The 15891-nt window shown below is 48.5% G+C and carries 13 protein-coding genes; 3 read left to right on the top strand and 10 right to left on the bottom strand.

The features are described 5' to 3' along the window. On the top strand, positions 1-205 hold a 205-nt coding region (locus A3849_RS31070; protein ID WP_178382651.1), incomplete at its 5' end, for a transposase. 103 nt (positions 206-308) lie between these two features. Here A3849_RS31070 and A3849_RS31075 read toward each other — a convergent pair. The 6 genes from A3849_RS31075 to A3849_RS31100 form a co-directional block, all read right to left on the bottom strand. Further along, positions 309-5756: a diguanylate cyclase domain-containing protein gene (locus A3849_RS31075; RefSeq protein WP_074114905.1), complete on the bottom strand. Its 5448-nt coding sequence runs from the start codon at positions 5754-5756 to the stop codon at positions 309-311. Positions 5757-5769: 13 nt separating this feature from the next. Then, positions 5770-6936: a small-conductance mechanosensitive channel gene (locus A3849_RS31080; RefSeq protein ID WP_074114906.1), complete on the bottom strand. Its 1167-nt coding sequence runs from the start codon at positions 6934-6936 to the stop codon at positions 5770-5772. Between the two features lie 214 nt (positions 6937-7150). Next, positions 7151-7630 (bottom strand): heme-degrading domain-containing protein, encoded by a 480-nt coding sequence (locus A3849_RS31085; protein WP_074114907.1) that lies wholly within the window; start codon positions 7628-7630, stop codon positions 7151-7153. A gap of 41 nt (positions 7631-7671) precedes the next feature. Then, on the bottom strand, positions 7672-8184 hold the full coding sequence (locus tag A3849_RS31090; protein WP_074114908.1) for a hypothetical protein: 513 nt from the start codon (positions 8182-8184) through the stop codon (positions 7672-7674). Positions 8185-8194: 10 nt separating this feature from the next. Then, complete coding sequence (locus tag A3849_RS31095) at positions 8195-9274, bottom strand: winged helix DNA-binding domain-containing protein (protein WP_256701130.1); 1080 nt, start codon at positions 9272-9274, stop codon at positions 8195-8197. Between the two features lie 179 nt (positions 9275-9453). Then, positions 9454-10260: a hypothetical protein gene (locus A3849_RS31100; protein WP_074114910.1), complete on the bottom strand. Its 807-nt coding sequence runs from the start codon at positions 10258-10260 to the stop codon at positions 9454-9456. A 106-nt stretch (positions 10261-10366) separates the two neighbouring features. Here A3849_RS31100 and A3849_RS31105 point away from each other — a divergent pair, with 106 nt between their 5' ends. Together A3849_RS31105 and A3849_RS31110 are read left to right on the top strand one after the other, a co-directional pair. Further along, positions 10367-10801 carry a VOC family protein gene (locus tag A3849_RS31105; protein WP_074114911.1) on the top strand — a complete coding sequence of 145 codons (435 nt, stop codon included), beginning with the start codon at positions 10367-10369 and terminating at the stop codon, positions 10799-10801. A gap of 187 nt (positions 10802-10988) precedes the next feature. Then, on the top strand, positions 10989-11393 hold the full coding sequence (locus tag A3849_RS31110; RefSeq protein WP_074114912.1) for a CBS domain-containing protein: 405 nt from the start codon (positions 10989-10991) through the stop codon (positions 11391-11393). Between the two features lie 89 nt (positions 11394-11482). Here A3849_RS31110 and A3849_RS31115 read toward each other — a convergent pair whose 3' ends face one another. The 4 genes from A3849_RS31115 to A3849_RS31130 are packed head-to-tail and all read right to left on the bottom strand — an operon-like array spanning position 11483 to position 15632. Continuing rightward, entirely contained in the window at positions 11483-11761 is a 279-nt protein-coding gene (locus A3849_RS31115; RefSeq protein ID WP_218619285.1) for an STAS domain-containing protein, read from the bottom strand. Position 11762: 1 nt separating this feature from the next. Next, positions 11763-13772 (bottom strand): methyl-accepting chemotaxis protein, encoded by a 2010-nt coding sequence (locus tag A3849_RS31120; protein WP_074114913.1) that lies wholly within the window; start codon positions 13770-13772, stop codon positions 11763-11765. 21 nt (positions 13773-13793) lie between these two features. After that, the gene (locus A3849_RS31125) at positions 13794-14186 is read right to left on the bottom strand and encodes an ATP-binding protein (protein ID WP_074115037.1); all 393 of its coding nucleotides are present in this window, start codon (positions 14184-14186) and stop codon (positions 13794-13796) included. A 15-nt stretch (positions 14187-14201) separates the two neighbouring features. Further along, entirely contained in the window at positions 14202-15632 is a 1431-nt protein-coding gene (locus A3849_RS31130) for a SpoIIE family protein phosphatase (protein ID WP_074114914.1), read from the bottom strand. Positions 15633-15891: the final 259 nt, after the last annotated feature.

Consider the following 15891-nt stretch of genomic DNA (forward strand, 5'->3'; position numbering starts at 1 on the left):
TGAGGAAGGTTACGGCCTGGCCGTACGCCGAATGACGGAACCGGAAAGTGTATTTGGACAACTGAAAAATAACCGGGGCTTCCGGCGCTTTCTGCTTCGCGGCATGGAAAAAGTGACGCTTGAGGTCGGTTGGCTTTGCCTTGCCCACAATCTCTTGAAGCAAGCTGCAAATGACCAAAAACAAAGAGCAACATTTCTCCAGTGACGGGAGAATCGTTGCTCTTTTGACCTTTTTACGGTTTTGAAAATGAGAAGGGTTTGTCTCTACTCGTAGAAAACTACTTTTGGGACAGCCCCTTCAGCAACTTTTATAGATTGTCGGCTCCCTCTGGCTCCTCAAACAGAGTTACGCAGTTTCTGCCATTGGCTTTGGACTGATATAGCGCATCATCGCTAAGCTTATAGAGATCGCCTTCACGAATATAATCCACATGAATCGTAGCCACTCCAATAGAAACGGTAATGATTCCATAATCCGTACTCAGCGCATGCTCGATTCCCAGATCAGCAATGCTTCTTCTGATATTCTCGGCATATTCCCTTGACTGCTGCGGGGTGAACCCGCTGACTATGATACCGAACTCTTCCCCCCCCAGCCGAAAGGCAAATCCACTCGCATGTTCGGACAGCTCTTGCAGCAGTCTCCCGACTCTGCGCAATACGGTATCACCCTCAAAATGCCCATACGTGTCATTATATTTCTTGAAATAATCAATATCGAGCATCATATAGGTCAGATATTGTTGGGCTGCTGCAGCTTTTTCCACTTCAATCACTAGGAGCTTATTAAAATATCTGCGGTTATAGAGACCTGTAAGCTCATCGGTGATAGATATCTTTTCAATCAGCTGAATGTACTTATTCAGCTCTTCATTATTCAGCTCCAGCTCCTTGGTCCGCTCAGCTACCAGCTCCTCCAGATGCTCTTTATGTCTAAGAAGCTCCTGCTCCGCCTTCTTCCGTTCTGTGATGTCCTTGACGGTACCCTGAATGGCCGGCTGGTTCATATAATTGATCCGTGTGACCTTGTGGATCACTATGACCTCACGGTTCTGGTCTTTGTGAATCAATTTGGTTTCGTATTCAAATGGAACCTGTTTCCCTTCAACCCTTCTGGCGTAATAATGCAACACCTTATCCCGTTCAGGAAGACTCACGAATTTTTCAAAAGGCTGCCCCACCATTTCTTCCGCCTCATAACCGAGCATCTGGGCCAAAGCCCCATTGACGTATTTGCATATTTTGTCCTGGGTAATAAAGACGCCGTCCTGCAAATTGTAAACCAGTTCCCGGTACTTTTCCTCTGAGCGCTCAAGTTCGGAATACAGAGTGGCATTTTCCAGCGAGAAGACCATTTCCCGAGACAGCAAATTAATAATCTTCATCCGTTGCTCAGTAAATACACTCGTCATCAGGTTGTTTTCAAGATAAATGACAGCAATGGTCTTGTTCTGGTTGATCAGCGGCATGCAGACCATCGATTTAGGGCGGTGTTTGACAATATAGGGATCATTTACGAACGGCGTTTCAGAGAACGCATCATTGTAGATCACACTCTCGCTGCTTTCCTCCACCTGCTTCAGGATCGAATATGGCAAATGATCGTACCTTGTCCGGTCATGCACCGCTACTGTAATCCGGTCTTCAACCGGCCGGTATTCCCCTTCGACGAGCAGATTGGTTTTGGAGGTCATCACAATGCAGCCTCTTTGCGCTCCTGCATTCTTAATGACGATTTGCATCAGCGCTTCCAGCAGATTGTTCAGCTCGATCTCCTTGGAGATCGCCTGTGAAGCCAGAATCATGGAGTTCAAATCCAGGCTTTCTGTGTAATCCGTTATCGTACGGCCGCTCATGAACTCTTTGGCATTAATTCTTGTGATCATATCCGAGTATCTTTCGCCCATAAAGGCAATTTTACCTTTCGCACCCCATACGGAATAATAATATTCCGATTGTCTCAGCAAATAACCGGCGAACTCCTTGAAATCCTTTTGATAATAAAAGCGGGCAGCCAGCTCATTGCTGAGCGCCTTGTACCGTACAAAACCTCCCTGCTCGCTGGCCTCGATCGCCATATCATAATACTGTCCAGCTTCATCATCACGTCCTGCCATTCTGGCCCATTCAGCCTTCATTAGCATCTCATGCTGCCGGAAGGTTCCGGGCGCATGTTTGGCCCATTTGAGTACCCGGCGGTACTCCTTGCGCATTCTGGCTTTGGCTTGCCTTTTCCGTGTAGCACCCAAATCTTTATAGGCATAGGCCAAATTCAAGAACGTATAGAGGGCGAACTCTTCCATAAACGCTGATCCGGCAAGTGTGCCGATGATCGGGTAAGCTTTCTCGATATAAGCCAGAGAATCGGTGTAGTTCTCATAGGTGAACAGCAGTTTCATTTTATAAATATAGTAGATTGCGATCCCGGAGTAATATTTGGCTGCCTCCAGCTCCTCCAGATAGGCCGCTTCACTGAAGTCTGCACTGTCAAAGGATAAGCGGTCTTCCAGCTCGCCCGATAGATTCAGCAGGTATTGCCGGGACAACCGGGCGGTGGCTAAGGACTCTTTGTATTTCGTGTTCTCGATCATGGCAATCATTCTGACGCTCTCCTGCAGATTCGTGGGAATATCCATCCCTGGATTCCACAGGTTCACATAGAAGCAGGAATGGGCCAGATAGAGTAAATCTCCTGTACGCAGACTCGCATCAATGGAGGTAGTGTACCACTCATGCAGCGTATCCCAAGGTTCGGTCCAGGTATGACAGAACAGCGTATATAATACATATGCCGCGCCTTTCCATTGCAGATCGTTGAACTTGTCATTGATTCGAATCCCCAGACGCCCATAGTCAAAAGCTCCCTTGGAGTCTCCAAATCCGGACAATAGCATCGCATAACCGATGAACGCGAGCGCTGACTCTGGAGCATTGCCGTGCTTCAGGGTAAGTCCCACCTTCTTCAGAACAACCAGCCCGAACAGTGAGGTTTCTCCGGAAATAAAGGCTGGAGGAATAAAATTGATCAATAGCCGCATCACCAGCTTCATTTCCGGGTCTTTCATCTCTTCAGCTTCAAAAATATGATCAACCGTTTTTCCCCGCAGCGCGGTTTTGATTTTCACGAGCTCCTTAAGAACAGATGCCATGCCTACCCGGGCAGGAATATGAACGCCAAGTGTAGATAACCCCAGCCTTCCCGAGGCTATGGACTCTTTCATCATTCCCAGGTACATGTAATGATTGGCCTGCATTTCATAGATTTGGGCGAGGGCCAATCTGTCACTGGTATGCTTGATCAGGACCGCACATGCCGAATCGGCTGCTTCAACCTGATGAGTAAGATATCCGCATTCCGTATATAACTGGTAAATCTCTGCCGCACACGTCCCGTCCTCTTCCCAGGATGACTCTTCCATCAGCCCGATATTCGCTTCCAGCAACCGGAAAGCCGAGTCATAACCGAAGGCTGCCTTGGCCTTGCGCGCGGCTCTTAGATTAATCCTGATCACTTTATCAGCTTCGGCCTTGCCGGACAGCCTGTCCAGCCCTTTATTCAGGTGTGCGGCAATATCAACGATAATTCCTTCGATCTCCCCGTGACTCAGGCGCTCAAGCAGCAAACGGCCGATGGCCAGATGCAGAGCAGCCCGTTCCCCGCCGTCAAGCATCTGGTAAAACGACTGCTGAATCCGGTCATGCGCAAATTTGAATTGGATATCCAGATTCTGCAATGCCACTTCTTCCGGTGCCGACAGGAAGCTGGACATCCGGGCGTACCGGTAGTCCTCTGGTAAAACAAACTCATTTTCCACTGCTGTGGCTATGGCATGAGCAACCACCTCAAGCGGTTCATCAGCAATCAGGGCCAATATTCCAAAATCGAATACATTACCCACCGCTGCGCTAAGCATCAGTATTCTCCGCACATTCTGTGGAAGCTCCTGCTGCTTCAGCATCAGGAAATCGACCACGCTCTCGTTCACCGGCAAGCTGACAATCCGCTGAGTCTGCCAGGCCCATAATCCTTCCGACTCGTCAAAGTACAAATACCCACTCCTGTACAAATCCTTGAGAATTTCTTTTACAAAAAAGACATTTCCTTTGGTCCGCATATAAATTACTTCCGTAAGTTCCTGAACCCGGGAGGGTGTAGTGAACAATGTATCGGCTACCAGACTACCAACCTGTGCCTCAGATAAGGAATTTAGGATTATGCTTCCAACCTCATGACTAACCTCAATGGCGGAGATCGTACTGAACAGCGGATGCCCCTCATAAATTTCATTCTGCCGGTAAGAGCAGACAATAAGAACCTTTTGCAGCTGATGGCCCAGCAGCAGCTTCTCGATCAGCTGCAGACTGGAATAATCCGCCCACTGCACATCATCCAGAAACAGCACCAATGGTTTCTCGTTATGCGTAATTCCTTCGATGAACTTGGCAAAGGTAAGATAGAACCGGTTAGTTTCTTCAGCCGGATTCAGCAACTCCATCTCCGGCTGAATGCCAATCCAGGTGTCCAGTTCAGGAATCAGACCGGCAATCAGATTGCCATTCCCATCGAGAGCTTTGGCTAATGTCTCCTTGAGGTAGGCCTTGTGATTCTCATCAGGACTATCCATTAACTGGCTGGTTAACCGCCGGAATGCCTGAATAATGGCACTGTAAGGGATGTTCTGGTTATACTGATCGAACTTTCCTTCTGCAAAAAGTCCCTTCTCCTGACTTATGTACTTGTGCAGCTCATGGACCAGTGCAGTTTTCCCCACTCCGGCTTCACCGGTGACCAGCATCAGTTGTGTACTGCCCTTGACACTTCTACGGAACGATTCTACGAGGCGCCCAAGCTCCTGATCGCGTCCATATAACCGCTGCGGAATCCGAAAGATATTCAGCCGGTCCTCTGCACCGACTACGAAGTTCTCCTGGCCAGCCAGACATTTCTTCAAGTCCGCTTTGATTCCATATGCGCTGCGGTACCGGTCCTCCGAAGACTTTTCCATTAGCTTCATGATCACTGCTGACAGACTGCTTGAGACCCTTCCCCCGGTTGCCTTATACGGAGGGACTGCTTCTTTGGCAATAATGGAGTAGATCTGCTCCAGCATCTCTCCCGCATCATAAGGCTTCTTGCCCGTCATCATCTCATAGAGGACTATGCCCAAGGAATAATAATCACTTCGATAGTCCACATTGCGGTTCATCCTGCCGGTCTGCTCGGGTGAAATATACAGCAGGCTGCCTTCCAGTACACCATTGTTCTGAAAATCCCGCTTCTCCCTGGACAGCTTCACCGCAAGGTCGAAATCAATAATTTGTACAATGTTCTGATCCCTGTTCCAAATGATATTGGAAGGCTTGATATCCTTGTGAATGACATTCCGCTCGTGAATCGCCCCCAGAATATCTACGATCCGAACCGCCAGCTGTATCAGTACCTCTGGCTCCGGCTGATCCTCCGCCATTATTCTTTTGAGCGAACGTCCGTGAATATCCTCCAGCACCATAATGTAGGAGTTATTCTGCTCCTCCAGCCTGTATGGCTTGATGACACCGCTCGTGTTCTCGCTCAGCTCCTTGAGCAGCTTGTACTCCTGCTTGAACCTCATCACAGCTTCCGTTCCGGCATATTCCGGCTTAAGTACTTTCAGAATGACCGATTCACCCGTTACGGAATCGATACTTCTGTATACGGATTTTATATATTGATCAGAAATCGTCTCCAGTACCTCATATCGGTCAAACACAACCATACCCACTCCACCTTTAGCTCTGTTCTCCCGTCACTTCAATATCCGCATCAAACTTAAAGATATAGGCAGCAATCAGCCAGATAATCCAGCAGTTCAGCCCAAAAAAGAGATAACCGAAATACCCCAGGACGGGCATCTCTGAGAATATATGAAATTTGTCCAAATAAGGTACGGAGTACTTCCAGTAGTTAGGATTGGTTGGCATAGAATCATGGAACCACTCACTGCCGAAATTCCAGAACTCCCAAAAGAATCCGTTAAACAGTGTGGCAAGCCCAATCAGAATGACACTGGACCAGTCTCCGTTCTTAACCGGAGTAAAGGGCGTCCAGAATCCCACAAGTGCCATTGCTGCGGAGAGCATCGGGACAAGCGCCACCCACAACACCCAGAACAGCACATATGGATAATACCCCATCCCAAAAGCCAATATTAGCCCTATCACATAGTAGATGATCAGAAAAATCCGGGAGACGTTGAATTTCGGACCATTCCGATAGCGGTTCCTGAACGCGCTAAAAGTCTTAAGCAGCAGGTACCATTCAAAGATTGCCGGAAGCACTGTCGTATACGACAGCGAGAACCAGAACACATTGCCAAAGTTCGAGAACACCTCATTATTCGGATAATACCAGTTCTCAATCACAAAGAAATTAAGATATTCAAATGCAAACCAGCTGAAGCAGGACACTACAGCCAGCAGTTGCATCACATGCGGTTTGCGCGAAATGATCGAAGCGCCTTTATTTCTTTTATACACCAATCCGTCCAGAATTAATATGAACGACCACCATAATGGTACAAAAGTGTAGTATTCGAGCGAAATGAACAGCTTGACCCGGGCCCACATCAGGAACCAGCTGACGGCAAGCACTGGCAGGCTCCACCAGAACCAGACAGGAAAAGGAGTTGCCCCGTCTTTCGGTACGGAAGTTTCCTGAACCTTTTTGAAGCCGAACCACCGGGGAAAAACCAGAATTAATGTAATCAGCAGCGCGACAATACAGGCCAGGGAAAAGTACAGCAGGCTGAAACCAGGGTCCGCCTCTACTTTTTGAGCAGGAAAATCACCATACCCCGGCGGCAGCCCCTTCCACTTGACCAGGCTCCCAATCAAGGGAAGCAGAAAGATCAGAGCAAAAGTCAGGATGAGGAAGAACGTTTTATTTTTTTTAAACATGGCGATAACCCCTCTTATAATTGAAAAGTCGAATTTTGTTGATGAACGAAACTATTCGATATCAGTCCAGATTATTCCTGCTTTGTTTATTGCCATTCCCACCATTTTCGTACCAGCCTGGAAGAACACATACAAAAGGCGCTCACACGGCCAGGGATATGGCTGCAGAACGCCCGTTTGGTATGGAAATACTGGAATTCATTTTTGGAATAGATTAATCCTGCTCCGCCTTAAGGAAGGGCTCAAGCACACTGACGATCATCTCATGATCCTCCTCACCGGATAATCCGGAGACCGAAATCGTTCCGACCTGACCTGCGTTCCTGATATATACAGGGAAACATCCGCCCTCAGCGGCATACTCCATGGGATCAACGAAGGCATTGTCCTGAATTGTGGTGTTCCATGATTTATACAATACATGCATATAGTAAGAGCAGTGGCCGAAATGGTTGGCTGTGTTTATTTTACGGGCAATCCAGCGGTCGTTGTTCGGACCCGTGTCATTCATTTTGGCATGGAACAGAACTTGGCCATTCTTGCGGATGTCTACCACGATCAGCTTATCCATTGATGCAGCTCTCTCCACAATGGCATTGCCCAGCCGGATGGCTGTCTGATTGGTAAATGTGCTGAACTGCAAATTCCGCTCCTGCTGCAAAAGCTGTTCCAATAATAAAGTGTAATCTTCCAAGGTCCACACTTCCTCTTCATTGGGTTGTCCTGCTTCTGGTTCTACTTGACAGGCAGAATATACACTTCTGTATCGTTGGTCTCTGCATAATCTGCTGACAGCCAAGCGTAATGAACCAGTCCGATCCGCTCAGCGAGCTCATAGGCAGGTGTGATATCGGAGAACATGCTCTCCGCTTTGAATAATTCTTCAATACCAGTAGTGGAGTTACCTTGCAGCAGCACCAGTTCTTTAATCACATCAAGATTGCCGGTGTACCTCCGGATCTCAATGTCCTCGTTCCAATCGCACTCAAATTCAAAAACAACTTCATTCTTCCAAAATACACCGACCTCAAAGCCATGATCCTCGGCGTATATGTAATGCACCAGCGTCGCAGGATTATGTTCAAGCAGCGGCTGGTTCAGATCAAAATCAGAGCCCTCAATGACGAAGGTGATCCAGCCGTTGGTTTCGGGAAAAACATATCCTGTATTTCCGGAAGCCCGGAGCAGCCTCACAACATCTTCCCGGTCTGACGAACGCAGATGATAGCTTTCGCTAAATTCACTCATCACTACACCTCTATCTCATTATTGTAAGGACAGGAAGTCCAAGAAAAGCAGCATACCGCTCAGCGGCCAACATCAGCCTCTCTTCATGGTCCTGTGCCAGCTTGGTAAAGGGACTGAATTTCAGGTCAACCCCTTTGGTCTTGACGGTTCGTTTCCATGTACCGATGATCTGCCCGCCTGCGGCAATCGTCGGTAAAAACACACCATTATTACCCGGTACGATAAGCGGGGCGGTCTCAGGCTCAAGCACAGCACTGCGGTCGCTATAGCCGAGAATATATTCATCGAAGCCGGGAAGCAAATGAACCTCAGAGGTTGCTGGCATGTGTCCTCCGGATGAAGCTGGACTCCAGTACTCAGTGCCTGAGAATACATCGGTCTCAAGTTTGCTCTTCACCGCGTCCAGCCCGGCTCTGGCTTCTGTTAGCGTTAATCCGGCCCACCAGGCAAAATCTTGTACGGTAGCCGGTCCATGAGCTGTAAAATAGCGCAAGGCCAGCTCGGAGAGCGATTCCTCGAAGGACAGTTCCCGGGAATGCTCCACCCACTGGTCGAGCAGCACAAAGGTTTGCTGTTTGCCACTGCGCGGACCAAAGCAGATCAGCCCACTATAAGCGCTATGCCACAAAATATGATAACCGCGCTGCCCGCCGGTGCGGATACCTTCTGACTCAAGCAGCTCAAGCATATCCGGACGCCGTATACTTCCGCCATTCTTGAGTGCTTTATAGATGATTTTTCTGGCATGTCCCAGGGTCTTCTCATCCAGCTCCAGCTGCTCCATTCTCCGCACAGCCTGCCTTAAGAGACGCGGAGCACATAGCTGCAGCAGCCATTTCACATCCTCCGGCGGCACGAAATGAATCGTTCCCCGCAGCGTCCAGGTTAACGCAATCTTTCGCTCCGCTACTGCCCGTTCAACCTGGGCCAGCGTGGCGGAAGGCGTCCGGAGGCCAATCGCCCACACAGCCTGCAGATAATCCTGGGCCTGCAGAGCCCCTAATCTCCGGACAACCTCCTCCGGCTTCATAGAGGCAGAGCTGCGAATAAACTGATTAGCCAGTCTTCGGCCCGCGATGTCCGTATTCACGATTCCATCCTCCTTTGCCTCAGGTCAACACATCAGTCCCAATACTTTCCTCCAGTATATTGAAACCACCCGCAGGTGTCCATCTGAAGATAGAAAGGCACCCATAGCTGATTATTACAGATCATCCGCAAGGCAGGTTATGGTTATGCAGCCCAAAGACTCTTCTGCCAGCCCTCTGATCAACGTAATCTCACGGCAAGTCCTTCCAGCGACCTTTGCTCCCACTCTTTTCCCGCGGCAAAGGCCGGACGCTGCTCCCAATCCTCTTCCAGGTTGTATTTCCAAAGGCAATAGCCCATCTCGATACAAGCCATCACCGCGTCCATAGCATGGAGATTAGGCTTCGTACCTGCGGTAAGCGCCCCTTGCATAGCTTCCCTGGACACAGTAACATCAAACCCGACATCTACGTTTGCCTTAAAGACCGCTTGCAACTCCTGGAAAGCGCCGGGCTCGCTGCTTTTTAGGCCTAAGGATTTCCATCCATGGCTTGGGTAGACTTCGTATAATCTTGATAGCGTCTTCTGTAAGGGGTCGAATGGATAGACACAGACATCGTGCTGAAGATGATGGAGCAGCTTGCGGCCGCCAAATAACATGCCATGCATCGCTATGGGAGTCGAGGAAACCGGGCTTTTAGCTTGGAGAGCTATGTCTGTAAACCGCAAATCCCGGTTGTTCTTGCCGCTATGGATAACACCGAACCTGTCCCTGAACACCTCTCGGCTGTCCTCATAAGCCCCTGCCACAAAATTTCTCCACGAAGAATCATACTGGTTCTGCAAATAATACTCCGGGATGGAAAATGGAAAGTCCATACCCCATGGAGCCTTGCTCTCTTTGATGTAATGCGCCAGATCCAGACGATCCTCACAGCCGGTCACCCGTTCAATCGTCAACGTATGGCCTGCCAGCTGGCCCCGGGCAATGAATATTTTCCCCTCCGGATTCTTGGCCCCGCTGAAATCACATCCGTAAATATTCATGAGTTCCTCCCTGATAGCACCGTATATTTCTAAATGGACAAGTACATGATACAATGTGAAAATAAAGCGTTCGCTTTACATTAACCACTTTTGAGGAGTGAAGCCTGTGGCGATTAATGTATACTTCAATTTTAACGGAAACGCCCGTGAAGCTGTAGAGTTTTATGCAGATGTGTTTGGTACGGAGCCTCCGCAGATCATGACTTTTGGAGAGGCACCTCCGGACCCTTCCCACCCTCTTCCCGAGGAAGCCAAGGATCTGGTAATGCACGCTATGCTATTCATTGACGGAAGTCAAGTGATGTTCTCGGATGTCTTTCCCGGCATGCCTTATACAGAAGGAAATAACATTAATCTCACGCTGATGAATGCCGATACCGGTAAAATCAAAGCATGGTACGATAAGCTCAAAGAAGGCGGTACTGTTATTATGGAACTGCAGGAGACCTTCTGGAGCAAATGTTACGGCAGTCTCAAGGACAAATTCGGGATCATCTGGCAGTTAAGTCATGATGGCGGCCAAAGCGGCGACCACGCTTAACTTCTCACCCCAGTCATCCAAATACTGTTAAGGATATAGATCTCTGAGCGATTTTTGAGATGCTGTATCCTTTTTTCATGCAGATTAAAGCACCGGCAATACCATTTTTTTATGCGCTTTCATCCCAATCTGTGTTTTAATAAGAATACCGTTATCGGCAAATTCCGCTGTAAAGGAGCCTACATCAATGGAAATATCTGCTTTTTTGCTGCCCAAGGACCAGGTATCGTTTATTACCTCCTCCATGACCATGCTGGAGGCCCTGGTACAATTGGAGAATCATTATTATTCTGCCATCCCCATTATTGATGAAGAAGGTAAATATGTGGGAACCTTGTCCGAAGGGGACTTGCTGTGGAAGTTGAAGGATACGGCAGGATTAAGCTTTGAGAACATGCGGGATGTGACCGTAGGCGATATTCAGCGTCATGTTCACAACGAAAGTGTCGGGATTCACGCTCAGATGGAGGATATGCTGACGCTGGCTGCGGATCAGAATTTTGTTCCGGTTGTCGATGACAAGGGCATCTTCCTGGGCATTATCCGCCGGAAGGACATTATTGAATATTACACCCGGAACATTACCGATTAGCAGACCTTCATGTACGCCAGTATACACAAACAGCGGCTGTGCAGTCCCGGGTGGGACGGCATAGCCGCTGTTTGTGTGAATAGCTTATGTTAGAGAATCTCAAATACATGGGTCAGACGGGTGAGTTCGAATATCTTCCGTACATTGGCATTCAGCGACTGAAGCTTGATTGTACCGCCGTTCTCCACACATTTCTTGTAGGAGCTGACGATCACTCCAAGCCCGGTGCTGTCGATAAAGGCGCATGTACTGAAATCAAGAACAAAGCTGTAAGTCCCCTTATCAATATATTCCTTAACCTTTTCTCTGAAGTCGCTGGCTTCTTCCACGGAGAACATCTCCGGCATTTTGATTGTAATCTCGCTCAAGCTATTCACCCCTGATTATAAATTTCTCTACGAGCGTTTCCAGTTCATACGCCATGGCACTTACTTCCTGGGCAGAAGCCGCAAAGTTTGTGACCGTTGCCGCCTGTTCTTCTGTAGCACTTGATACGTTCTCACTATTGATTGCCGCCACTTCCGAAATGGTCCCCATCGAATCAATCAGTTTGATAATCTGATCTGAGGTTGCTACCTCGTCCCGGGTAATATCCAGAATCTCGCGGACACTGTCCGTAATAAGCTCCACGGAATTGATAATATGCACGAAAACGTGATCCGTCTCAGTCACTTCGCGAACACCGCCTTCAACCGCCTCCGAAGCTCCTCTCATGGAGGCTACTGCCTGGGTAATCCGTGTGACCATATCATTCACCAGAACAGAAATTTCACTGGCCTGCCTGTGGGTTTCATCGGCGAGCTTCCGCACTTCTTCAGCTACCACACTGAAGCCCCTGCCGTCCTCACCGGCTCTGGCAGCTTCTATGGCTGCATTCAGGGCCAGCAGGTTGGTTTGACCGGCGATAGCATTGATCGTACCAATAATTGACGACACCTTGCCTGAGAGTTCACTCACCTCCTGTAGCTGATCTTCGGTTTCTTGTGTGCTGTTGCTGATAATGTTCATGGCTTCGACCGTATTCATCACCTGTTTTCTTCCGCGCTGGGCCGCCTGATTAGTCAGATCCGCATTACCGGAAGTAGCAGACGCCTTACTCTGAGCCAGCTGCACCAGACTGGAGAGCTGAACCAGCACCTGGGAGGCGTTGATTACGGACTGATTGTTATTCTCTGCGCCGGCGGCAATCTCCTGAGTACTCGAGCTGATTTCCTGAATCGATGCGCTAATCTCCTCCGAAGAGGCCGCCATTTCTTGGGACATGGAAGTTAAGGAGATCGAACCTGCCCTTACTTTCTCAATGATGGCATCCTGTTTGTCAATCATCGTATTGAATGCCTCACTCAGCTCCTGCAGCTCATCTCCTGTGCGGATAGAAGTATGGACAGTCAGGTCGCCTTCTCCTGCAAGAGACATTGCCTTCTCCAGCCTGATAATCGGATTGACAATGCTGCGGGTGGTGAAAAAATAAGCCACAAGCAGGGCGATCACTATACAGGCTAAAGTGATAATTATTGTCATGCTGCGGATATTAATCGCTGGAGCCATGTAGTCCTGAACATTGGCAGTAGTGGCCACTATCCAGTTTCCGGCAGGCTGAAAGGTTACATACTTATGAACACCTTCATAGGTGTAGAATCCGTCAGCAGCCTTGCCGTTTTTCATAACCTGAAAGATTGCATTAAGTTCCTTATTACTGTTCCCGTCAAGCGTCTCTTTCAGAATCTTCTCCTTCTTGGGATGATATATAATCAGGCCAGTGCGGTCGACCATATATCCATATCCGCTGTCTCCAACCTTGACCTTGGCTACTGGAGCGGTAAGGTTATCGAACAGAACAGTTCCGATCAGCACCCCTGTAATTTGTCCATTCTGCTCCAGCGGGCGGGCAATAGCCACAATATTATGACCGCTTTCTTCAGAGACGAGAACTTCGCTCACACTTTCTTTTCCCTGCAGGGCTTGTTTGAAATAATCCCGGTCCTGAACACTAAGATTCGGATTCACAGAACTGCTGGTCAGCAATACCTGTCCGTCATTGCCGGCTATGACGATAGATTCCAGCAGCTTCGCTTGATCCTTTTGTAAACCGGAGATATAAGAATATGCCAGGCTTTTCGCCGTCTTGCCTGCCGGATTACCCGCAAAGCTTGCCAGCGTATCATTTTGACCGGCAATCCCAAGATAATTACTTACGGCTGTTAGCTCCGAATCGACAGATTGGGCAACTGAGGCAGTGGTATCGCGCAATTGCTCTTCGATCGTTTTTTGCAGCGCGGTAGAGGCTTGATTATACGAAATGATACCCGAAATGGACAAAGGCACACTAATAATCAAAAACAGCAGAATACTCATTTTAACTTTTAGACTTAACTTCACGGGACTCTCTCCTTCTTCTGTCTACGAGGGATTTACGCATTTACTGATGTACATCGTGTTGTGAATCATGTCCACTTGATCGGAGAAGCAGCGGATCAGGTACAGACCTCTTCCGCCTTCATCAAGCAGCTCGTCACTGCTGATCATGTCCGGGAATACCACTGTGCCTGCTCCTTCCCCGGAGTCTTCCACCTGAAGTTCAAGCTGCTCGCCGCTCAGCAGATACCTGATAATAATCGGCTTGGTAGCATCGCTATGATTACCATGGTAATAAGCATTGGTAATGGCTTCGATCAGAATCAGCCGAATGTCAAACGCACAAGCCTCCAAATGAAGCTCTTCGATAATTCCGTCAATAATTCGCTGATGCTGCTCCAAACCATGGATTCTAATTTCCTTCTGAACAGCTCTCATAATCCGCTCCTTCATTCACTTAATAGATAGGCTAAGCCAGGTGCAGTCATCCTGTAATGAAGCTCCCGCAATCCGGTCCGTCAGATATTCATAGCTGCCGCTCAGTTCCTGGCTGTCAAAGAGAAGCTCCATCCCGTCGCTGTAAAAGCAAAAACGGTCTCCAGATTGAAAGGATATGCATTTCTCCTCAAATTCACTGTCTCCGAACATGCCTAACGGCGCGCCTTTGACGGTAATGCACTTGCCTTCCCGGTCCTTCGGCACATGGATGAATTCATTGATCCCAGCACCTGCTACCTTCAGCAAGCCGGTTCCAAAATCCAGACAAAAGCAGCAGCCCGCAATATAATCCTCGCCCAGATGCAGTATTGCTTTCTGGTTCAATTCCTTCATCACCTGCAGCGGATCATCAGTAACCTCCATACAATCCGCAAACAACACCCGAAGGGCAGAGATGTTCAGTGCGGCGGTGATTCCCTTGCCCGTAACATCACCAATCATTCCAACTACCCTTTCCTCATCAATCTTATGAAAAATGAAGAAATCGCCGCTCAGCGTCCGGGCCGGAATATACAGCTTCTCCAGTTCCGCCTTGTCCTCCAGCGGAAAAACTACAGCATGCCGGTGATCCTGCAGCTTGACTGCCCGCTCCACTTCCTTTTTGCTCTCCGTGATGTCCCTCAGCACCAGCTGCAGCGCCTTTTCTTCCTCATAGATAATCGGCACACCTGAGATCTCCACATCAAAAACGCGGCTGTCGTGCCGGATGAAGCGCTGTTCGAAGCGAAATCTCTCTTTGGCGATTGAACCCCAGGTCATAAGCTTGTTATATTTGGCGCTCTTTATGTATTGCTCGTTAAAAAAAGATTCAATTCTTTGTCCGATCAGCTCCTGTTTCTTTTTACCGAACATTTTTTCTGTTTGTTTGTTGGCAAACAGGATGGTGCCTCCGCTGTAGACCATGATAGCTTCAGGACAGAGCTCAACCAGATCCCTATATCTCTCTTCACTCTCACGAAGCCGCTGTTCCGAGCGGACCCGCTCGCTGACGTCATGAACAACTGTGTAGACACTTGACCTCCCGAGCATGGACATCATGCCGGTATGGATCTCTACATCAATAACCTGCCCCCCCGCAAGCAGATGCCTGTCCATAAAGACCCTGTTAGCCCCATTGTTATCGCCGGGCATTCCTTTTGCAATAAAATCCTCTAATCCGGCATACGGGTCGGCCTGCAGATCCGTAATATGAAGTTTCCGAAAGATGCGGATAGGGTATCCGTAGAATTCACAGGCTGCCCTGTTGGCATCAGTAATCGATCCGTCTGCCGGATCCACCAGCAAAGTAATCAGATGGTTGTTTTCATAAATGCAGCCATAATGGTCCATGCACTGCTCGGGGCTGGGTACCTTGTGCAGATTTTTGCAATGTTTATCTACTGCCATTCTTCGTCCTCTATTCTGATTCAGCTTTGAAACCTTACCATTATATGCATTACATTTTCATTCAGCCGTGAATTCCGACACACACACAACAAAAAAACCTATCAGAAGCTCGATCCGTGTCAAAAAAAATAATAAAAACACGAATGCCAGCATATTTTCTGATAAGTTTGTATTCCAGTGCCCTTGTTCTATTTACGAAGAATATCCGCTTCAGATAACCTTGTAGCTTTTACCAGATAAGAGACCAAACCGGGGAAAA

This window comes from Paenibacillus sp. P46E, from assembly GCF_001909095.1.
Lineage (GTDB): Bacteria > Bacillota > Bacilli > Paenibacillales > Paenibacillaceae > Paenibacillus_AQ > Paenibacillus_AQ helianthi.